Genomic DNA, 20,777 nt, shown 5'->3' with positions numbered 1-20,777 from the left:
TTTGATGAAGCGAACATTTTTGCAGAGCCTTGCTCTTTACGCGACCGTCATCTTCACGCTGGTGATGATCCTCTTCCCGGTTTACTGGCTTCTTGTCACAGCACTTTCCACCACCGATGAGCTGTACCGGCTGCCGCCGACCTTCTGGCCGGAAGACGCGCAGTGGGATATTTTCGCCCGCGTCTGGGCGGCAAAACCGATCCTGCTCTGGCTCTGGAATTCGATGCTGGCGGCCATCGGTTCTGTGGCGCTGTCGATGCTGGTTTCGGTCAGCGCCGGTTATGCGCTCTCGCGCTACTCCATGAGGGGCGGCGCGACCATGGGTCTCTTCGTACTGACGGCGAAGATGCTGCCTGCGACGCTGCTGGTCATTCCACTGTTTTCCATCTTTTCCAGCTTCGGCCTGATCGGCAGCCTGTGGACGCTGGTGCTGGCGCATTCGACGATGATCATTCCGTTCGCCACGTGGATGCTAAAGGGCTATTTCGACACCATTCCCAAAGAACTGGAACAGGCCGCCATGGTGGACGGTTGCTCGCCGATCGGCGCGATGGTGCGCGTCGTGCTTCCGATCGCCACACCCGGTCTTGCAGCCACAGCCCTTTATGCCTTTGTGCTCAGCTGGGCAGATTATGCCTATGCGCGCACCTTCCTCGTCAACTCGCCGGACAATTGGACGGCCAATCTCGGCATCACCACGATGCAGGGCGAATACGTCACCTACTGGAATGACATATCCGCCGCATCGGTGTTCATCGCGCTGCCGATCATCGCAATCTACCTGTTCCTGGAACGTTATTTGGTCGGCGGCCTCACCGCTGGCGCGGAGAAATAAGCATGGCCAATATATCCATTCGCAATGTCAGCAAATCTTATGGCGCGCTCAATGTACTCAGGCCCTTTTCGCTTGAGATCGAGAACGGCGAGTTCGTGGTTCTGGTCGGGCCTTCCGGCTGCGGCAAGTCGACGATGTTGAAAATCCTTGCCGGTCTCGAACCGGCAAGCGACGGGCAGATATTCATCGGCGACAATGAGGTCACGGATCTGGCACCGGGTGACCGCGACATCGCCATGGTCTTCCAGAACTATGCGCTTTATCCGCACCTGACCGTTCGCCAGAATATCGGCTTCGGCCTAAAGATGCGCGGCACCGACAAGGCCGAGCTCGACCGCCGGGTCAACGATGCGGCGCGCATCCTAGAAGTGACACCCTATCTCGACCGCAAGCCCAAGGATCTGTCGGGCGGCCAGCGGCAGCGCGTCGCGCTGGGCCGCGCCATCGTGCGCCAGCCGCAGGCCTTCCTGATGGATGAGCCGCTTTCCAACCTCGACGCCAAGCTGCGTGTCCATATGCGCGCCGAAATCGGCGCCCTGCACAAACGTATCGGTGTCACCACCGTTTATGTAACGCATGACCAGGTGGAAGCCATGACCATGGCGGACCGGGTGGTTATCATGCAGGGTGGCGTCATCCAGCAAATCGCTGCACCGGACGAGCTCTTCAATAATCCGGCCAATCTTTTCGTTGCTGGTTTCATCGGCTCGCCGGGCATGAATTTCCTCAATGCGGAACTGCGCAACGGTGCGCTGACACTGTTTGGCCAAACGGTAACGATGCCTAAAGCCCGAGCCCATGAAGGAAATTTCGTTGTCGGCCTGCGACCGGAGCATCTGACGCTGGGCGATGCGCCCGTGATGTTCAACGTCCGTCCGACGCTGGTGGAAAGTCTGGGATCGGAGAAATACGTCTATTTCGATGATGGCGGCGCAAGGGTGGCCGATGGCGAAGAGGGCAAGTCCAAGGGGCTGATCGCCCGCGTCTCCCATACCGGCAGCCTTGCTGGCGATGAGGCGCTGCGGCTCGGTTTCGATCCAGCTCAGCTCTATCTCTTTGATGCAAAGACCGGAGCACGGCTATGATCCTGGTCACCGGATCGGCAGGCCGTGTCGGCCGCGCCGTGGTTGCCGCGTTGCGCGCTGGTGGCCGCACCGTTAGTGGCCTCGATCTGAAGCCGTCAGGAACCGGTGGCGAGGAAACTGTCGGGTCGCTGGAGGATGCCCAGGCCATTTCCAAAGCCATGGTCGGCGTGAGTGCGGTCCTGCATCTGGGAGCCTTCATGTCCTGGGTACCCGCTGATCGCGACCGCATGTTCGCTACCAATGTCGAGGGCACGCGTCGGCTTTTGGACGCGGCCTCGGCGGCTGGAGTTCGCCGGTTCGTCTTTGCATCTTCTGGTGAAGTGTATCCTGAAAACCGCCCGGAGTTCCTGCCGGTCACCGAAGACCATCCGCTTCGTCCCAATTCGCCCTATGGTTTGACGAAGCTGCTGGGCGAAGAGCTGGTAGGATTTTATCAACGGACTAGCTCCATGGAAACGGTGATCCTGAGGTTCTCACATACGCAGGATGCGGCGGAACTTCTGGATGAAGACAGTTTCTTTTCCGGTCCTCGCTTTTTCCTACGGCCGCGCATTCGCCAGCAGCAGAATTTCGGAAACACGGCTATCGCCGAACTGCTTCAGTCCAAAGACATTGATGAGCCCTCGCACATTCTGGCGCGCAATGAAAACGGCCGACCGTTCCGTATGCACATCACCGATACGCGCGACATGGTGGCAGGCATTCTGCTCGCTCTCGATCACCCCGAGGCGGCTGGAGGTACCTTCAATCTAGGTGCCGACGAACCAGTCGATTTCGCCGCACTTCTGCCGAAGATTGCAGCGCTGACCGGCCTTCCCATCGTCACGGTCGATTTTCCCGGCGATGGCGTTTATTACCATACGTCCAACGAGCGGATCAGAAACAAATTGGGGTTTGAAGCAGAATGGACGATGGACCGGATGCTGAACGACGCGGCGGCCGCAAGGCGGGGGCGGTGCGCGAAGGAGCAGAGGCGATGAAGCCTGAGACGCCTGGCGGCACGGCGGCGCTGGCCAAGGGGCTAACCCTGCTCGACATGGTTGCCGATGCGCCCGAACCGCCACGTTTTGCTGAGTTATTGCGCGCTTCCGGACTGCCGAAGCCGACCTTTGCACGCATCCTGCGCACCCTTATCGCCTACGGCCTTGTCCGGCAGGATGCGGCCCGTGGCACTTATGTTCTTGGCCAGCGTTTTCTGGAAATGTCCCACAAGGTCTGGGAGAGTTTTGATCTCCTCTCGGCGGCGACCCCGGAGCTCGAGCGGCTGGCGGCCGAGCTGGGCGAGACAGTTGCGCTGTGTCGGCTTGACGGCACGATGACGCAATATCTGGCCGAGCGTTCGCCGAATGGTCTTTCCGTGCGCGTCGAGGTAGGGCGCCGCGTCCCCCTGCATTGCACGGCACCTGGCAAGGCGCTGCTCGCCTTTCAGGACCCGGCCGTCGGTCGGGCCCTGCTGGATCGCCTGCCGCTCGACCCGCAGACAGCCAAAACCATCACGACGCTCGATGCGCTCCAGGCTGACCTTACATTGACGCGAGCGCGTGGTTATTCGATATCTTATGAGGAGCATCTGCCGGGCGTGAATTCGGTTGCGGCCCCTGTAATAGGCCGTGATAATACGCCGATGGGCGTGCTGGTCGCGCTTGGACCCTCATCACGGCTTGATACCTCCATCATTCATCCTGCCGGACGTGAACTGATTGCCGCCGCGCGTCGCATCACTGGTGCCGCCGGGGCCGTCGCTATCAGTTCCAGACCAAGGCCGCGATCGGCAACGGGCCGACCAAGCGCCGATTTGACGTGTATCCTTCCATGGGGTGCACAGCTCGGCGAGAGCCCCGTGTGGCATGACGGCGAGAACGCTCTCTACTGGGTGGACATCCTTCACCCCGCCGTTCATCGCTTTGATCCGGCGACAGGGCGTAACGAGACCTGCGAGACCGGCAAGTTGGTCAGTGCGGTCATTCCGGTTCGCGGTGGACGTCTGCTCGTCGCGTCTCAGGATGGGATCGAATGGCTTGATTTTTCGTCCGGACGCCTCACCCCCTTTGTGAGCCCGGAGGCAGGCATCGCCGATAATCGCCTTAACGATGCCAAATGTGGGCCCGACGGGGCGATATGGGTTGGATCGATGAGAATTGATGCATCCAAGCCAACAGGCGCGCTTTATCGGATCAATGCCAATGGCGCTTTCGAGCGCAAGGAGGGTGGCATCATCGTTTCCAATGGACTCGGCTGGAGCCCCGATGGGAAAACATTCTACTTCGTTGACACGGTTCCCGGTCTCATCCACGCCTATGATTGCAACACTGTCAATGGAACGCTGTCCAATCGGCGCGAGTTCGCACGCATTCCCGTCGCTGACGGTCGGCCTGATGGCCTAGCCGTGGATGTGGAGGGAGGGGTCTGGTGTGCAATCTGGGACGGCTGGTGCGTGCGCCGTTATCTTCCGGACGGCAAGCTAGACCAGGTCATCGACATGCCGGTGCCGCGCCCGTCCAGCATTGCCTTTGGCGGGCCGGATCTTTCGACGCTGTTCATCACCAGCGCCCGGACGCGCCTGCCGGCGTCCACGCTTGCCGAGGCGCCGCTCTCGGGCGGCCTGTTTTCCTGCCGTCCCGGAACCGGCGGGGCGCGGATTTCTGTGTTTGAAGGATAAACGCATGCGTCTCGAAAGTGTGTTTGGACTGACGGGCCGCACTGCGCTCGTCACAGGTTCCAGCCGCGGCATAGGTGCCGCCATCGCGCAGGGGCTAGCGGGCGCAGGGGCCCGTGTTATTCTGCATGGCGTGAAGCCTGGAGCCGCTGCAGCCGTTCAGCGCCAGATCGTCGCAAGCGGTGGCAAAGTGCAAGAACTGGCGGGCGATCTTTCAGAGCCCGGTGCCGGCCGCGATCTCATCGAGCGCGCCGAGACAATTGCCCCGGTCGATATTCTTGTCATCAATGCCAGCGCACAGATCAACGCTGTGCTGTCAGAACTGACGCCGAACGATCTGGCGTTTCAGCTGGCGGTCAATCTTGGCTCGACCGTGGATATGCTTCAAGCGGCTCTTCCGCGCATGGCGGCCCGCAAGTGGGGCAGGGTGGTTTCTATCGGCTCGGTCAATCAGTTGCGACCGAAGGGCATCGTCACCGCCTATGCCGCGACCAAGGCTGCCCAGCATAATCTGATTCAGAGCCAGGCGCGGGATTATGCGCGTGACAATGTCTTGCTCAATACGCTCGCTCCCGGCCTCATAGACACCGACCGCAACGCCCACCGTCGTGACGAGGATCCCGAGGGCTGGGACAACTACGTCCGTACGCTAAACTGGATGGGCCGTGCCGGGCAGCCGGAAGAAATGGTGGGGGCCGCCATCTTCCTTTCATCTCAGGCGTGCAGTTTCATGACAGGAGAGAACATTCTCTTGACCGGTGGATATTGAAGGGTTGCTGCGAACGCTTAGCAAGCACGAGGTTTTATTGGAATTGGGGTGCTGACGCTCCAGCCTTGATTGCCTGAATAGGAAATGCCGCAGCTCTTATCATTATCTCGGCGCGACATTGTAATTCATCGGACCAATAGCTTGAGCTGCTTTACGCGGTTCAGCGCGATTGGCAAAGTGGGGGTGCGGACGATAACTTGGACCACCAGTGAGTCAAATCCTGCCAAACAATCAGTGATCTAAGCTTGCAGAGGTTGTTTTGTGGTCGTCGACGGTTCGATTCACATCAAGGCGACGCTTTGCTCGGAGCGAAGACGGATGGTATCTGCCGGGAGGCACACGTCCTTCCCGGCCATTTGGCATTACCGTAATACTATATCAGCTTCAGAGGCATTGAGCGCTTTTTCAAATAGGGTTTTTGCCGTGCCGCGAAGCCATTCTTCCAGTTTAAGCATCGGTCCGAACTCATGCTCCAACGACGGTATGTCCGCAACGCCAGATACGACGCCGTTATCGACAAGCATGGTAAGCTGTCGCAGAAAATCGTTCCCTGCCAGCATCTCTTCGGAAAACCGCTGATAACGAATAGGGCGGCCTGCCGCTCGCGAGAACGCCTCTTCTAGAGATTTCCCGGTGAGATCCTGTCCCGACAATTCCAGCACTTGGCCGGCATAGCGTTCAGGTTTGCAAAGTATCCGTGCATTAATGCGCCCAAGGTCATCAAGCGCTATCATCTGCATCGACTGATCCCTCTTCATGAAAAACGTGAAGACGCCGGTATTCAACCCCATTCCAGGGAGCATCATCATCTCCATAAAACTGGCCGGACGAGTTATTGTTGTGGCAATTGGCAAACAGCGAATGTGTTCTTCGATCCGAGACTTGCTATCGAAATGACCCATGCCGGTTTGGCCTTTTCCTGCTGCCGCTCCGGAAGAATATACAAGGTGAGCCACACCGGCAGCCACAGCGCTATTGGCAATAGCTTTGCCTTGCGCAACTTCTTGATCATCCGTGACAAGTCCAGAAGGTGAGCTGGTCTGCACGCTGAAAACGCCCTGTATCCCGGTCATTGCACGATCAATCGATGCCCGGTCAAACAGATCGCCGACCGCGAGTGTTATTCCCTGTCTGACCAGCGCCTTGGCCCTTTCGCTTTTGGGATCGCGAACGAAGGCACGAACCTCCCGTCTTGCTTTCCGCAGCGAGCTTGCGACGACACCGCCTTGCTGACCCGTCGCTCCGAACACAAGAAATTCAGGTGAATTTGACATGATAGTTCTCCAAAGTAACCGTTTGCAGTTATGATATGGAACTATTATGTAGGCCGTGCAAGACGGCACATTTTTGGTCCTCAGTCACACAAAGAGAACCATCAGCAATCGTTACAGAGAGGGATACATGTCGCGCGAAATCAATGGTCGACCTGTGATCGAAACGGCCGCTGGCCCCGTACTGACACCCTGCGCTCCAGGAAGTGTACTGACTCGGCTGGGGGACAAATGGACGATTCTCGTGATTTCGATGCTTTCGCTTTCACCCGACGCGCCAATGCGATTCGGAGCGCTTAGACGAGGTATTCCCGACATCTCGCAGAGAATGCTGACGCTCACTCTTCGCAATCTTGAAAGGGATGGCCTTGTGGCACGGCATTATTACACTGAGCTGCCGCCCCGTGTGGAATACGAGCTGACGGACCGCGGACGGTCGATGCTGAAACCGCTGGCTGGTTTCACCAATTGGATACGGGATACCTGGCAGGACATTGAAGCATCTAGAAACAAATTTGACGCAGAGCAGCAAGTGGGGAAGTAAACCGTCACGGTGTCGATGTGTAGCCGCCCTGCAGTTGAGTTAAGCCGAATGACAGGAAGACATTGCAAATGTCGAGAGTAAGCCGTCTCTTCGAAATGCTGAGTGTGCTACGGGCTCGAAGACAGCCAGTGACTGCAATCGAGCTGGCCCAGATCCTCGGCATCTCCGAGAGAAGCGTCTACCGCGACGTCGAGACCCTTCGTCTGTTGGGAGCACCGCTCGATGGACAGGCGGGCGTTGGCTTCATTCTTAGGGACGGCTTCTTTCTTCCCAACCTTGCGTTCTCGAGCGAGGAAATGGACGCTTTGATCCTCGGCCTCAATTGGGTGCAGCAACGAGCTGATCCAGCACTGGCGCAGAGCAGCGAAAGCGCATTGGCGAAGATACGTTCGAGCCGTAACAACCTCACGGCTGGAAGTGACGACACGCCGGCTCTCGTGACCGCTGCCTCGATTTCCGAACGATCTGATTCAACGCAGGTCGCACCACTGCGGGATGCAATACGCAGGTTGCGAAAGGTGGCGATCGAGTACCAAGATTCAGCTGGCTCTCTTTCGGAGAGGATCATCTGGCCGATCACCATCGTATATTTCGACGACGTGCGGGTTTTGGCTGCTTGGTGCGAAAGCAGGTCAGCATTTCGGCATTTCCGAGTCGATCGCGTTCGGACGGCGACCGTACTTGACGAACGCTACGCGGAACGACGGGCGGTGTTGATAAAGCGGTGGCGCGAGCAGGATCGAGACTGGCGCTCGTTCCTGACAGTTTCTGACAGAGAACGATGTTAAAGTTTTACGTAGGCGCATCGAAGCGCCCTCAGGAAAGGATAACTTTATGGTCGCTTTTTCACCTGACGTCTTCGCCAACTTTCTGGCCGCGGAGGACGATGATCCCGTTGTTATGTTGAACCTTCTTCAGTTCGTCCCAGACGGCGGCCGGGAACGACATCTTGAGTACTTACGGATGGCAGAGCCGATCCTTACTCGTTTCGGCGCGAAGATTCTTTTCCGAGGCGATGGTCTAGATATCCTGACGACAGGAGATGTTAAGACATGGGACGCTGTCCTGTTGGTGCAGTACCCGCGAAGAACTAATTTTAAGGAAATGGTGGACGATCCGAATTATCAAGCCGCATTTCAGATTGGTAAGTCAGCGCTTGCGGATATAGTCCTGCAGCCTCTCAAGATTTCGAAGGACCTCTGACGCTCAAACGGCGGCGCGTGGCTGTCCAAGCCGCTTCGCTACGCGTCGCATTTGTCGGCTGGAGTGTCAAACCTCTGGAGAATGCCATCCACCTTCAATAAGCCACCTCGGCCTCACCTGGTCTTTTCAACGCCTGCGAAACTCGTTCCCAATAGTCGAACCTCAGAACGCAACCATTGGGTGGCCGCCTCCACGCTTCGGTCACGCGACTTTCCTGCAGTCATTACCAGATGATAAGTGTGACCGGGTATGCTCGGACCGAAAGGCTGGATCAGGTGCCCTGCTGCGATTTCGTCGTGGACAAGAGCCAGACTCACTAAGGCGATACCCTGTCCTGCCACCGCTGCCTGGATAGCGTGTGCCTCATCCGTGAAGAGCAGTTGCCCCATCGGCAGATATGAAGTCAGCCCTGCAGCCTCGTACCAGCGCTCCCAGGTGGGATTGAGCGGATGTCTCCGCCTCCATGTGAACTGTATCTGTGGGACAGTCTCCAGATCCTTTAATTCCACAGGGCCCAGCTTTGGATTCATAACCGGTGCAAAGTCGTCAGCGAACATGATTTCAACGTCCAGGCCCGGATAAGGGCCGCGGCCGTATCGGATGGCGATGTCGACATTGTTTTCGTCAAGACGGACGGCGTCGTCAGACGCATGCAGTTGCAGATCGATTTCGGGATGCAGGATATGGAAGTTGGCTACGCGCGGCACGAGCCACTTCGAGGTGAAGGCGCTTGTCGCTGAAATAGTCAATCGAGCTCGCTTTTTGTTGCAATCCAACCGGTCAAGCGCCGCTGCGAAACCATCAAAGCCATCGCGTAAAACGGGATAGAGCTGCATACCGACATCGGTCAGGGTTACCTTCCGCACTTGCCGGTCGAACAGTACCAAGCCCAAGTAGCTTTCCAGCGACTTGATATGGTGGCTGATCGCTGTGGGCGTCACGTTCAATTCCCCCGCGGCCTCTTTGAAGCTTTGGTAACGAGCGGCAGCTTCGAACGCGCGAAGGGCGGATAGGGGCGGAAGACGGCGCATGGGCTCAATACATGAGTTTAATTCATCTGATAGGTGATGATTCTGAGTTTGTCGAGGCCTTGAGTAATAGGCACTATCCCGGCCTCAACGCAATGACCAATATGAGTTCATTTTGGTCATCTGCTAAAGTGATGTTATGAATAAGGAGTAGAGATTATGCGCGAACGTGTCTTTACCGAGCCCGACAACTATGTCCCGTTTTTGCTGTCGCAAGGCATAAAGTTCGGCGATTTGGTTTTCATTTCTGGTCAAGCCGGGGCTGACGACAATGGAAAGATTGTCGCTGGGGGGTTCCGCGCCCAGGGTGAACAGGCATTCTCCAACTTACGTAGGGCGCTTGAAGCTGGTGGATCAAGTCTGAAAGATATCCTTAAAGTGACCATTTTTGTCACAGATTTGGGTTACTTTCAGGACGTAGTCGATCTGCGCCGCAAGTATTTCTCAGAACCCTATCCGGCGGACACGATCGCCGAGATCAAAGCGCTCTATGATCCGGAGGCCATGATCGAAATCGAAGCGATCGCGGCCATCCCAAGCGGAACCGACAATCCTTCTTCACGAATTACGGACCGTCGGCGTGATCCTGTTTAATTAGGTGGTATTGGCTCTAAAGACGCGCATTAGCCTCGCCAGCGTCCGCAGGCCCGCAAGCATTCTCCCTTCACTCAGCATTGAAGTTTCGATAACGAAAGAAAGGAAGTAGATCATGTTGAAGTCAGCTTTTGGTCTAACTTTGCTAGCCGCATCCCTTGGAATCAGCACGGGGTATGCTGCTAGTGGTGAGAAACCGACGATTGTGCTTGTTCACGGCGCATTCGCCGATGCGTCGAGTTGGAGCGGTGTTTTAACTAGGCTCGAAAAAGACGGCTATTCTGTTGTCGCGGTTGCCAACCCTTTGCGCAGTGTCAAGAGCGATGGCGAGTATGTCCGTCGCATTGTTGCCGGTCTGAAGACCGAGGTGGTTCTTGTTGGGCACTCCTACGGTGGCTCCGTCATCACTGAAGCAGCCAAGACCGGCGAAAACATCAGGTCACTCGTCTATGTCGCGGCCTTCGTTCCTGATGTCGGCGAAACAGCTTTGTCGCTGACCGGCAAGTTCCCGGGAAGCACACTTCCGCCTACGCTCGCACAACCGGTGGAATTGAAGGACGGTGTGAAGGACCTCTATATCCAGCAGGACAAGTTCCACAACCAATTCGCAGCCGACGTATCGGCAGATGATGCGAAGGTCATGGCAGCCACCCAGAGGCCCGTTACGGATTTCGCTCTCAGCGAACCGACGTCCAATGCCGGATGGAAGAGCATTCCATCCTGGGCAATCTATGGTGACGCCGACAAGAACATCCCCCCAGAAGCACTCGCATGGATGGCAAAGCGCGCTAATGCAAAAGACACCGTTGTTGTCAAAGGCGCCTCCCATGTTGTGATGGTCTCAAACCCAGATAAGGTGACCGAGATCATTGAGAAAGCTGCAAATTGACCTTCAACACAGCGCCTAGCCGCCGCTTCTCAACATCGTGGACGGCACGACCCTGCCTCCGAAACAGACGCAGAAGCCGATGACGCAACCATCCAAATGGCCAATCTGCGAATGGATTTGAAACGACATTAACTTCAATGGCGAGCGCTCTCCAGACCACCCGAAGAGGTATTTTGATCACTAGTGGCGCCGCCATCAGTAGCGGCGCTCAACCTGCCGACTATACCCCGAGCTTCACCCCCAAACATGACACAGGGAAATTTTGACATGACTAGCAGCTTTGTCACCACCAAGGATGGCGTTGAAATCTTCTTTAAGGACTGGGGTCCAAAGGACGCGCAACCGATCGTGTTCCATCACGGGTGGCCGCTGTCTTCGGATGACTGGGACGCTCAGATGCTGTTCTTCCTCGCAAACGGTTACCGCGTCGTTGCCCACGACCGTCGCGGCCATGGCCGCTCTTCACAAGTTGCCGATGGTCACACTATGGACCAATACGCCGCAGACGCGTTCGCAGTTGTGGAAACCCTTAATCTCAGGAACGCGGTCCATATCGGTCATTCAACAGGTGGCGGCGAGGTTGCCCGCTATGTCTCCAAGCATGGTCAGCCGGCAGGTCGTGTGGCGAAGGCCGTTCTCGTTTCTGCCGTACCGCCGCTGATGCTGAAGACGGACGCAAACCCTGACGGCTTGCCGATCGACCTGTTCGACGGGTTCCGCACCTCTCTTGCCGCGAACCGCGCGCAGTTCTTCCATGATGTCCCATCCGGGCCATTCTACGGCTTCAACCGCGAGGGCGTCACGGCCAACGAAGGCGTGATCCAGAATTGGTGGCGCCAGGGCATGATGGGTAGCGCAAAGGCTCACTACGATGGCATCAAGGCCTTTTCAGAAACTGACCAAACGGAAGATCTCAAGGCTATTACTGTACCGACTCTGGTTTTGCATGGCGAAGATGACCAACTTGTTCCGATTGCACAATCAGCCCTTAAGTCGGCGAAACTTCTTCAGCACAGCAAGCTCAAGACTTACCCAGGGCTATCGCATGGAATGCTCACCGTGAACGCAGACGTGCTGAACGCTGATTTGTTAGCCTTCGTAAAGAGTTGATCTTGGGATGCAGGGCAGGGCGAAACTTTCGGCCTGCCGTTCCTGCTTACAAATCTACAAAATCGTAACCGAACTGTAGCGCCGCCTCCGGGGCAGCCTGCCCCCAATTGAGATGTAATTATTGCGCTGATCTAGACCGCGCGCCTGATTACTCTCAACTGTTGACCACAGCTGGAGCCATCAATGCCGACTTACCTTATTGTATTCCTACTGGCGGCATTCGCATGGCGTCTGACCACAGTTGCGATTTCAGCCCGAAATGAACGAGCGCTAAAGGCTAATGGAGCTCGAGAGTACAGCACCCCTGTGAGCATGCTGCTGGCCGGGTTTCACGTAGTGTTCTACATCGCTGCTGTGGCTGAGGCGAGCATGCGCCAAACAGTCGAGACGACGACTTCATATGTCGGCATAGCCGTGTACGTATTTTCAGCTCTGGCTCTCATATCTGTAATCCGGTCGCTTGGCTCCCTATGGACAATCAAACCCATTATCGCTCCACACCATCAGGTCGTTCGCACCGGCCTGTTTAGTTTCGTGCGACACCCTAACTACTTCGTCAGCATTGTCCCTGAGCTTTTGGGGCTAGCACTTGCGACAAGCGCTTACTGGACGATGTGCATCGGGCTTCCGATGTATGCAATTCCACTCTTCCTACGGATCCGTGAGGAAGAGCGCGTAATGAGAGCTATTGTAACGGGCTATCGGTGAGCATAGAAATCCTACCCTTTCCATATTCACCGGAGTATGGATGCTCATTAGCTGAGGCAGCTTTCGCTGCGGGCTTTGTGGATCAAAGTCACATGTCGAGCTGGATGCGTAGGACCTACGGACTGACCCATGAAATTTTATCGAAGCTCGGGAGAAATCATCAGGCCTAATTCCCCTTAGATGAAAAACACAACGCGCGCTTGTGCACGCAGAGATTGCGCTCATATAACTTCGTGAGAACAGTCTTAGAAGTTTGACATTGATGGAAAAGCGATCCGGTCAGCCTTCATCGACGGGCTGGGTCTCGCATTCTAGTTCGCTCGCAGGTCTCCACCGGACTCCAATCCGGCCATCTCAGAGAAGTTCTTGCAAATTGGCTAAACGCCCCGCCTTAACGCGATTATGGAATATTTCTAAGAGGTCACTAACGCTAAGCATCCCGGAAGCGGCAACTCAGTTTGAGCCGAGGTCGGCACCCGCAAACATGGTCCTCCGAACGGGCTGGCCGCTGAAGGGCGTGCATAAATCTACAATCCTATTCTCGATTAAACGCCTATGCATTCGGCCGCTGGGCGAGGGGCAATCGGGTCGTCAAACAACAACGAGAATAAAATGCTTACATACCAGAATCCGCTACTGCGGGAGCTAGCAGCGCGCGGCGAAGACTTAAGTTTCGACACGAACGGGCTGCTCTTCAACGCCGCCGTCGACGCACAGGCGATGGCGATTGTCAAAATTCGAGACAAGAGACACCTGTCCTCCGTCGTACGGACCGCTGCAGAAAACGGTACGCCAATGTCTGGCCAAAAGGGCGCAACTACAGCTTGCTCACCCAAACGGTCGAGCGACTTGATCGAGACGTGGCCGACATATTCATCTCTGCCGCTCACAATTTTACGTCGCCGTTTTCGGCAATGGTGGTTCATGATTTTCACGGAGTGGCCACGAATACCTATCCAATGGCAACGGCCTTTGCTCTTCGAACGCCGCATTTTGTTATCGAGATTATTTCCGCGTGGGATGGAGCGACGAACGAACAGGCGTCAGGTCACGTTGCTTGGTCAGACACCGTATCTACATCTTTGGGAGCCATCGCTCTCACCGGCGGCTATTCGAACCTCCTTTCCCCACAGGAAGGTGAACGGGCGCGGCAGTTTTTCGGAGGCTCTGCGGAGCGCCTGAAGGCGATCAAAAGCAGGGTTGATCCTCACGATCTGTTCCGGTTGGGAACAGGACGGATCGCAACCTGAATTATCGGAGCCTCGCGCTGATCCTTGTAGCTTTGACTTCCAAGGATCAGCGATTAACGACGCGGGAATCTAACACGAACTCTTAGAAACCAGATGGGCTTGGCGCGCGGCCACCGCCAGCTCCATTGTTACGACCATGCCGAATAGCGGGAAAATGCCACCACGCAAAAAAGCTATCGCCGTCGATATGATTCTGGAGAACGTCTCTTCGGAAAGCTCTAATCTCTATGTCGACCTGACCGAGCTTGCTAACGTCTCCGATGCGGCAAAACCACAATATTACCTCAAGAGTGATCGGGCCATTTTGTGGGATCTGTATGGTTCCGAACAATGGCGATCCCATCAAGATGACGAACGCCATGATCGACTCTGTCTACGCAAACCCTGCACCCCTGCGGCTAGCTCTGGGAAGCGATGCCTATTCTACTATCCGTGGTGTGCTCGTCAGTCGCCTCGCCGCCCTGGATGCTCAAAAGGCAATCGCTGTCTCAACCGACGTTGAAGCCCTGGAGCCGCTGCAAAGCGTAGCCTGAACATCGAGCACATAGAACGCATAGAACACATCACATTTCACGGTGCTGATTTCAGCGCCGTGGCTCGCACCGTCCTATCTGACGGCTTTTCCCCCGCACCACATAAGAGGAAAATCTAATGGTTGCGTTTTCACCGACCGCATTTGCCGAGTTTTTAGCCGCAAACGACGACACAGACATCGTTATGTTGAACCTCCTGCGGTTCGATCCCAATGGTGGCCGCGAAAGGCATCTTGAATATCTGAAAATGGCTGAACCAATACTGGCTCGCTTCGGCGCGAAGATACTATTCCGCGGTGATGGTCTACCCATCCTGACCGATGGCATGGCACAGATGTGGGACGCCGTGCTCCTGGTTGAAGATTCTGAGTATCAGATCGCGTTCCAGGTTGGGAAATCAGCGCTCGTCGATATCGTCTTGCAACCACTGAAAAAGTCTGACGATCTCACTTGATTGTCAAATAGGAATGCCGCGCAGATAGTGATATCCGCGCGGCTTTTTTGAGCCTGGCCGTGTGTTTCGGTGAGCCGTTTGACCTGGCACGGGCACCGAAGGATGACCCCCGCTGGACAGTAAAAATTGATACACTTCACGATCATACTGCGTAGCATATGGGTCACCTTTCCGCGCCGAAAGGGGTTAACCTTGGAAGCCGGATGACACACCGTGGAAGGAGCATTTGTGATTCCCATCGTCAAGTCGAGATGGATCGGGCGTTTTTGGAGGGAATGAGGCAAGTATTGGCTTGAAGGTACCTGAAGTTAATGGAACTCAGGCCCGTAGTATAACTCTTAAACCAAACCAAGCAGTTTGCCGGCAATAACTATTTTCAGAATCTCGCCGTCGGTGTCCTCGCGACGCTCCATATGACCTAAACGAATAACCTCCCGCAAACCCGGGGGGTTCGATCCGTATTAGGTTAGTAACCGACGCCTTAGTGACTTAGAGGGTCTAATTAACAGGTCCCATACGTTCAAGAGCATGCTCAGAGATCAAATGGTAAAAGTCCATCCGACACTCCTAGCTAGTCAATTCCAGGCAGGAAGATTCTTCCAGTTGGCCGGGAAGCCCATTGCGGACTGGTCTGCCAGCGGGCATGAATCCGTCAGACATACAATCTGTTCGCGCCATTGGTTGTTAGGTGCAACTATATCCATAAGATAGCCGAGAGCTGCAATGGTGTTATAGACTCGCCCCTGCGCATTTCCATTCATAGCCAGCTTTAAGCTCGCAGGAGACGTCGGCACGATCATCTTTACCGTCACTTGCTTGTTCCAAAGTCGGCCGTGATGGGCACAGATGTTGCGGATATATGTCAGGTGATGAGCGAGCGATACCAAAACCGATTCATCCAATCCGTAAACCTTGGCTATTGCCTGTCGATCGGGCCGACTCTTGAGATTATTATACCACATTGAGAGTTGCCCTAACGATATCACTTCGGCGGTCATCCAGATAGGTGGGTGCTCTGGATCGTCGTATTTATTCCTGTAGTGAAGTATGAAGGTATCTTTCGACCTTGCCAGATCCTCGATCAATTTGGCGAAGGCTTGGGCATATCGATCTGGCCGGTGATAGAGACCAGGATCGAGATAGCCGTGTGGCCCGTATTTCATGGCAAGGTAATGTGCCTAGCTACCTCGCAAGGATACTTCAATCCTTTCGATCGCATCCATCACGAGGAGGCGCAGCTTCCTATCAAAAATGTATAGCTCCAAGACTTGGTCGAAGGAGGTTCCATCTTGAAACCCATGCTTACCACTAGCCTGTAGCGCGTTCTCGAATGGCAACCAGTAGGCCCGTAGCCGATAATAGCTTATATGCTGGAGGCAATGGGCAGCGTGGGAATGATCTGGGACAGCCATTCCCCGTGCTTCCAGCAGGGCGATTTGGTCGGGGATGGAGACGGAGGGCTTTTCAAACTTCATGCCATCTCATACGGGGATTCGGATACCTATAAAACAAAAAAACCCGCCGGGGTGCGCAGTTTCGGAACCGAGGTTCCGTCCGAGGCGTGGCGGGTGTTGTTGAGCAATGATACGGAGCAATCCTATTAAGAAAGCAACAATGGAAGGGTAAAAAATGCACCCATCTATGTGAGTTGCAGGCCAAGTTATTGATGCGGAATCAAGATTTCTTTCAAAGAGCGAAGACTAAAAATCGAGCGTATCCTCAAGGGCTGGCCGACGACAGGTGGCTGCCAATCGTTCGATGTACAGTTGTAGGCGAGAAGCGGTCTGCCTGGCACACCTTAGGGCGGTTGGCGCCATCATCATCGGCAAGACAAAGCTGTGTGAGGTGAAAGCCGACAATCAGGACAATCCCGGCAATTATCTTTTTTTCAAGCACTCGTTCTCGATGAGCGAAGGTTGCATCAACGAGGTCTGCGGTTCGAGTCCCCTCAAGGCGTGGGCCTTTGAGTGTGAGGAAATGCGCGTTGAGAAGCCACGGGCATCCTCTCAAACGCCTAGACGCCGAAGACGCTCAAAATGAGCGCGGTTGGAGCCTGTACCTTTATTAGAATTCTAATACTGATTGTAAACGGCCTGAATCAGTATGGGCGATTGCGTGTTCTAAAGCAGATCATAATTGCCAAAAGCCATGTTACTCTCGTCGAGTGGAAACTTTTGGCGCGCATACTGCCTACTTTTATCGTTCGCAGATGCATTTAATTTGATGGTCTAAGCGGACTTAGGAATCTAATACCTGTCTCAATCGAACCTTCAATCATCTCTGAAAATTGCGGGGCAAGTTCTCGCATCCTTGCAGCGTTCAGATGTGCATCAAGCGCTTCTTTGCTGGTCCAGCGTTCATAGATGATAAAGGTACCCACTTGTCCCTCAACTTCATGAGCTTCGTAGTCGACGCAGCCAGTATCATTTCTCGAGGCGGTTACAGCGCTTCGTATAAAGTTTCTCAAGTCTTCTTCGCGCCCCGGTTTCGCGCGACCCTCCCAGAGAACCACAGTGGTATTCGTGATATTTTCGCGGTTGAACATGATGTCCTCCTGTTGGTCTCGTATTACCTTAATGAGAGACACAGTATTAATGGAAATTCTGACTACGACTGTCCTGCCAGCAGATTGCAGTTATAGATCACCGATCACGATTCACTTCGTACGCTGAGTAAAAGCCAGACCGGTGACCGAGCAGAGAGGAGGTAAGTGCCTAGAAATTGCGCCTCAACTATTTTTAAGATGGAAGATGGGACTGTCGTTTTTAGACGAAAAGCTCTAAATCACTGTTCTAAAATAACAATATCGATTTTCTTTCAGCAGTTGTTTGGAAAACAACTCATAGTATGTTCCACGTCACAATTTTGTAAAACAGTATCGCGTGCGAACAGAGCGTCGTCAGGTCTGCAAAATGGTGCACCAGTTGAAATCGATTCACACTGGATATGGGTCATTCATTGAAGCTGATGTCGGATATTTTGCTTTGATGTGCAAAGTTGTCTCGGCCCTAGGTATAATCCCTGAGCGGCATGCTATAGATCGTGACGTGTGCTTCAATAAGACGCCTCATGTCCTCGACATCTTCAGCAGCGTAGCGGAGGCCTCGCATTCCGTAGGTGAGTGTCAATGCGTAGTCTTGGCGGCTGATAGGCAACCGCCATGGGTCCGCGCTCGCGCTGAGGATATCAACAATCAACATCTGGAATCGTGAGTAGACTAGACGCACGGCAGGGAAGCGAAGGTCAAAGAGATCCGCGGCGTCGGGAAATGCTTCCGCGAGTTCGACACCATGCGCTCCCCACACCAGACAGGCGTGTAACAGCTTCTGGTCTATGGGCTCAATCTCGGCCACGGCAGCTCTTATCCGGCCCAGCGAACGCTCATCCATTTGTTCGATAACCCTGCCGAATATTGCCTCCTTGTCTGGAAACAAAAGGTAGAGTGCGGGCCGGGAGATACCGGCGGCTATGGCGATGTCGCTCATTGTGGTGCGAGCGAAGCCATACCGAACGAATACGTCTTCTGCCCCTCGCAGAATGTCATCTGTCTTATCGATTCTGTTACGCATAACGTATCTTGACATCTCGACAAAAAATGTCAAAATCTGACAAAATTACAAATAATGTCAGAAAGTTTGAATTATGAATGAGCTTGAATTTTCGCCTGATGGCTTGGCTGAGGCTAGTCGCGTGATCGGAGATGAACCCGTTGTGATGATAAATCTGCTTTCTTTCAGGGCTCACCCTTCTTATCCCGATGACTTCCAAGACAAGAGGGCAACGGCCCGGGCCGCATATTATGAAGGCTACGCGGGTGCATTCCGCGACATCGCAGCCAGCTTGGATATACCCGTGGAACTTGTCTATGCCGGCAAGCAGCTCAAGACAGTGTTTCCACGAGAACAAGAGCAATGGGACGACATCGTAGCCGTTCGGTATAGAAGCTTTGCCGATCTGCGATCAATCGTAGACAGTCGAGATTACTCAATACGCGCAGAGCCTCATCGTCTGGCTGCTGTTTCAGACTGGCGGTTTATTGCCACTCGGCCTTGAAGACCTTGTCGACCTCAACACGCTAGCACGCGTATCCGGTTTGAACATTTAAGTATTTTTAGCGATCCGCACGGTTTAGCGCCCTTTTGATCAACCAAAGTTTATTCGAGACCGCCGAAGCAGGCTTGCATTGATGCAAACGAGGAAATGAAATGTTTCCAGCCTAAGCAGCCCACACATGACGCCATTTTGGACGGTTGTCCTTCAAGGCGCTCCATGATCCTAAGTCAAGAAAGGATGAACATGCCTTATTCACAGACCGAGCAATCGAACTTGAACATCGTGAACAACGCTCTTGCGGGTTCGTCTCATGACTTTGCGAAATTTTTCGAGATTTTTGTAGACGACGTAGAGTGGACACTGGCAGGCCACGGTCCGATCGCAGGAACGTATCACAGCAAAGAAGAACTTTTCTCGAAAGCGGAAGAGGCACTTTTTGCGCGGTTTGCGTCACCGCTAACCATCACGGTCGTAGGAACGTGGGCAGATGGCGACAAGGTGTTTGCCCGCATCAAGAGTGCCACAACCGCTATTGATGGCGTTCCTTACCGCAACGAATACATGTACATCATGGACATGCGCGACGGCCGGGTTGTTTCTGGCATCGAATGGCTCGATTTCCACGCTTATTACGAAATCATAGACCGCGTCAAACTCTGAATAGGGAATAGCTGCGCTGCAAGTTGTGCGAAAGCTGGCTCTGTAGGGAACTCCGAAGTCGCCTGTGGCGTAATGACCTTGAAACGATCCGTACTGACCGGTTGATGACGCTGCGCCACCTATATCTTGTCTCAGCGTCTTCAGGGCTGCTCTCCGAGGTGATGCCGAACCCACTTCACCTCTTCCGATGCTGTTCGCCCGAAATGCCGTTTGAAGTCACGGCTGAACTGCGCCGGACTTACGTAACCGACCGATATAGCCACTTGCGCGATTGTCCCGCTTTGACGAGCGATCATCAGTCTTGCCTCATGAAGCCGCAATGCTTTCAAATATTGAATCGGGCTCGATCCGGTCAGCTTCTTGAAATGCATGTGATAGGAGGGAACGCTCATACCCACGTCTTTTGCCAGGTCCGCTACAGCGATGTCGGAACCGTAGTTCGCGCGTATCCACACAAGGCTCTGGACCAATTTTCCAGGCGTGCCTTTTCGCTGAAGGGCTGCAACGACTGCAGCGCCTTGCGGTCCAACCATGACCCGATAATGCAGTTCGCGCAGGATTGAGGCTCCAAGCACTGCGATATCAACCGCGCTGCCGAGTGCAATTAACAGGCGTAACAGGACATCCTCGATGTCATCGCCCATTCTGCTCGATGTGAGGCCATTGGGCAGTGTCGTTGCCGGACCTGCGTGTTTTTCAATCTGCATGGCGATTTCGGCCGCCATTTGCATATCGAACTCCAGATAGATCGCCAGCAAAGGCCGCTGCGGACTGGCAGTCGACGTCATCCGAAAGGGAACTGGCACCGATACGGCAAGATAGTGGTCCTCATCATAGAGGTAGATATCTCCTTCAAGGAGGCCTTGCTTGCTTCCCTGTAAGACGAATACGGCCCCTGGATTATAGAGCACCGAAATGTCGCGAAGCACAGTCTCGGTTCTCAGAATACGGACCGTAGGAAGAGATGTCGGGTTGTACCCGTGGCGAGGAGCAAGTTGTCCGGCCAATTCGACAAGCTGGTTCTTCATGGACGCTCTTCTGTCGTCATAAATAGGATTTGGCAACAACTTGATAGTTTCCAAGATCGTTCTTCCAAGGTTCTCATATTATCTGTCACGTCCACAAGCAATCAAGG

General features: G+C 54.6%; 22 protein-coding genes and 1 pseudogene. 17 read left to right on the top strand and 6 right to left on the bottom strand.

The genetic code is table 11. The features are described from left to right. Nucleotides 1–4: 4 nt before the first annotated feature. From ASF69_RS22320 to ASF69_RS22300, 5 genes are read left to right on the top strand one after another with little or no spacing between them, the layout of a single operon-like run. The gene (locus ASF69_RS22320) at nt 5–835 is read left to right on the top strand and encodes a carbohydrate ABC transporter permease (protein ID WP_062451857.1); all 831 of its coding nucleotides are present in this window, start codon (nt 5–7) and stop codon (nt 833–835) included. A 2-nt stretch (nt 836–837) separates the two neighbouring features. Then, nucleotides 838–1,920: a sn-glycerol-3-phosphate ABC transporter ATP-binding protein UgpC gene (gene ugpC, locus ASF69_RS22315; protein WP_062451858.1), complete on the top strand. Its 1,083-nt coding sequence runs from the start codon at nt 838–840 to the stop codon at nt 1,918–1,920. Beyond that, a complete protein-coding gene (locus tag ASF69_RS22310) occupies nt 1,917–2,900 on the top strand; it encodes an NAD(P)-dependent oxidoreductase (protein ID WP_062590751.1) in 984 nt (327 codons plus the stop codon). The genes ugpC and ASF69_RS22310 overlap by 4 nt, the downstream gene beginning before the upstream one ends. Then, nucleotides 2,897–4,579, top strand: coding sequence for an SMP-30/gluconolactonase/LRE family protein (locus ASF69_RS22305; RefSeq protein ID WP_062590869.1), 1,683 nt, complete (start codon nt 2,897–2,899; stop codon nt 4,577–4,579). Before ASF69_RS22310 ends, ASF69_RS22305 begins: the two co-directional genes overlap by 4 nt. Before the next feature lie 4 nt (nt 4,580–4,583). Beyond that, nucleotides 4,584–5,345: an SDR family oxidoreductase gene (locus ASF69_RS22300; RefSeq protein ID WP_062451861.1), complete on the top strand. Its 762-nt coding sequence runs from the start codon at nt 4,584–4,586 to the stop codon at nt 5,343–5,345. A gap of 362 nt (nt 5,346–5,707) precedes the next feature. Here ASF69_RS22300 and ASF69_RS22295 read toward each other — a convergent pair whose 3' ends face one another. Next, a complete protein-coding gene (locus tag ASF69_RS22295; RefSeq protein ID WP_062590749.1) occupies nt 5,708–6,619 on the bottom strand; it encodes an NmrA/HSCARG family protein in 912 nt (303 codons plus the stop codon). A gap of 127 nt (nt 6,620–6,746) precedes the next feature. On the opposite strand from ASF69_RS22295, the gene ASF69_RS22290 reads away from it, so the two are divergent. The 3 genes from ASF69_RS22290 (at nt 6,747) to ASF69_RS22280 (ending at nt 8,363) form a co-directional block, all read left to right on the top strand. After that, entirely contained in the window at nt 6,747–7,160 is a 414-nt protein-coding gene (locus ASF69_RS22290) for a helix-turn-helix domain-containing protein (protein ID WP_062590747.1), read from the top strand. 68 nt (nt 7,161–7,228) lie between these two features. Next, nucleotides 7,229–7,948, top strand: a complete 720-nt coding sequence (locus tag ASF69_RS22285) for a YafY family protein (RefSeq protein WP_062590745.1) — start codon at nt 7,229–7,231, stop codon at nt 7,946–7,948. Between the two features lie 46 nt (nt 7,949–7,994). Beyond that, on the top strand, nt 7,995–8,363 hold the full coding sequence (locus ASF69_RS22280) for a DUF1330 domain-containing protein (RefSeq protein WP_062590743.1): 369 nt from the start codon (nt 7,995–7,997) through the stop codon (nt 8,361–8,363). Between the two features lie 113 nt (nt 8,364–8,476). Here ASF69_RS22280 and ASF69_RS22275 read toward each other — a convergent pair whose 3' ends face one another. Continuing rightward, nucleotides 8,477–9,394, bottom strand: a complete 918-nt coding sequence (locus tag ASF69_RS22275) for a LysR substrate-binding domain-containing protein (protein ID WP_062590741.1) — start codon at nt 9,392–9,394, stop codon at nt 8,477–8,479. Between the two features lie 156 nt (nt 9,395–9,550). On the opposite strand from ASF69_RS22275, the gene ASF69_RS22270 reads away from it, so the two are divergent. From ASF69_RS22270 to ASF69_RS22240, 7 genes are all read left to right on the top strand, one after another. Continuing rightward, complete coding sequence (locus ASF69_RS22270) at nt 9,551–9,985, top strand: RidA family protein (protein ID WP_062590739.1); 435 nt, start codon at nt 9,551–9,553, stop codon at nt 9,983–9,985. Nucleotides 9,986–10,100: 115 nt separating this feature from the next. After that, nucleotides 10,101–10,874, top strand: a complete 774-nt coding sequence (locus ASF69_RS22265) for an alpha/beta hydrolase (protein ID WP_062590738.1) — start codon at nt 10,101–10,103, stop codon at nt 10,872–10,874. Between the two features lie 267 nt (nt 10,875–11,141). Then, nucleotides 11,142–11,984: an alpha/beta hydrolase gene (locus ASF69_RS22260; RefSeq protein ID WP_062590736.1), complete on the top strand. Its 843-nt coding sequence runs from the start codon at nt 11,142–11,144 to the stop codon at nt 11,982–11,984. Between the two features lie 183 nt (nt 11,985–12,167). Then, nucleotides 12,168–12,692 (top strand): isoprenylcysteine carboxylmethyltransferase family protein, encoded by a 525-nt coding sequence (locus tag ASF69_RS23705; protein ID WP_062590734.1) that lies wholly within the window; start codon nt 12,168–12,170, stop codon nt 12,690–12,692. Between the two features lie 860 nt (nt 12,693–13,552). Beyond that, nucleotides 13,553–13,942 carry a BBE domain-containing protein gene (locus ASF69_RS22250; RefSeq protein WP_156462156.1) on the top strand — a complete coding sequence of 130 codons (390 nt, stop codon included), beginning with the start codon at nt 13,553–13,555 and terminating at the stop codon, nt 13,940–13,942. 317 nt (nt 13,943–14,259) lie between these two features. After that, nucleotides 14,260–14,475 (top strand): hypothetical protein, encoded by a 216-nt coding sequence (locus ASF69_RS22245; protein ID WP_062590730.1) that lies wholly within the window; start codon nt 14,260–14,262, stop codon nt 14,473–14,475. A gap of 118 nt (nt 14,476–14,593) precedes the next feature. Beyond that, nucleotides 14,594–14,929 (top strand): hypothetical protein, encoded by a 336-nt coding sequence (locus tag ASF69_RS22240; RefSeq protein WP_062590729.1) that lies wholly within the window; start codon nt 14,594–14,596, stop codon nt 14,927–14,929. Between the two features lie 575 nt (nt 14,930–15,504). Here ASF69_RS22240 and ASF69_RS22235 read toward each other — a convergent pair. The 3 genes and pseudogenes from ASF69_RS22235 to ASF69_RS22215 all read right to left on the bottom strand — a co-directional run bounded on the left by ASF69_RS22235 (nt 15,505) and on the right by ASF69_RS22215 (nt 18,498). Next, nucleotides 15,505–16,341 (bottom strand): annotated as a pseudogene (locus ASF69_RS22235) (Abi family protein). A gap of 803 nt (nt 16,342–17,144) precedes the next feature. Then, nucleotides 17,145–17,474, bottom strand: a complete 330-nt coding sequence (locus ASF69_RS22220) for a putative quinol monooxygenase (protein WP_062590867.1) — start codon at nt 17,472–17,474, stop codon at nt 17,145–17,147. A gap of 463 nt (nt 17,475–17,937) precedes the next feature. Then, complete coding sequence (locus tag ASF69_RS22215; protein ID WP_062590723.1) at nt 17,938–18,498, bottom strand: TetR/AcrR family transcriptional regulator; 561 nt, start codon at nt 18,496–18,498, stop codon at nt 17,938–17,940. A gap of 73 nt (nt 18,499–18,571) precedes the next feature. Between ASF69_RS22215 and ASF69_RS22210 the strand changes: the two genes are divergently transcribed. Both ASF69_RS22210 and ASF69_RS22205 read left to right on the top strand, forming a co-directional pair. After that, nucleotides 18,572–18,982 (top strand): hypothetical protein, encoded by a 411-nt coding sequence (locus tag ASF69_RS22210; RefSeq protein ID WP_062590721.1) that lies wholly within the window; start codon nt 18,572–18,574, stop codon nt 18,980–18,982. A gap of 243 nt (nt 18,983–19,225) precedes the next feature. Beyond that, nucleotides 19,226–19,642: a nuclear transport factor 2 family protein gene (locus tag ASF69_RS22205; protein WP_162238107.1), complete on the top strand. Its 417-nt coding sequence runs from the start codon at nt 19,226–19,228 to the stop codon at nt 19,640–19,642. Nucleotides 19,643–19,782: 140 nt separating this feature from the next. Here the strand turns inward: ASF69_RS22205 and ASF69_RS22200 are convergent, their stop codons facing one another. Continuing rightward, complete coding sequence (locus ASF69_RS22200) at nt 19,783–20,709, bottom strand: AraC family transcriptional regulator (protein WP_062590866.1); 927 nt, start codon at nt 20,707–20,709, stop codon at nt 19,783–19,785. Nucleotides 20,710–20,777: the final 68 nt, after the last annotated feature.

Source organism: Rhizobium sp. Leaf311 (assembly GCF_001423445.1).
Lineage (GTDB): Bacteria > Pseudomonadota > Alphaproteobacteria > Rhizobiales > Rhizobiaceae > Agrobacterium.
The sequence above is the reverse complement of the archived record's forward strand: the minus strand, read 5'-3'. Positions and strand labels throughout refer to the sequence as shown.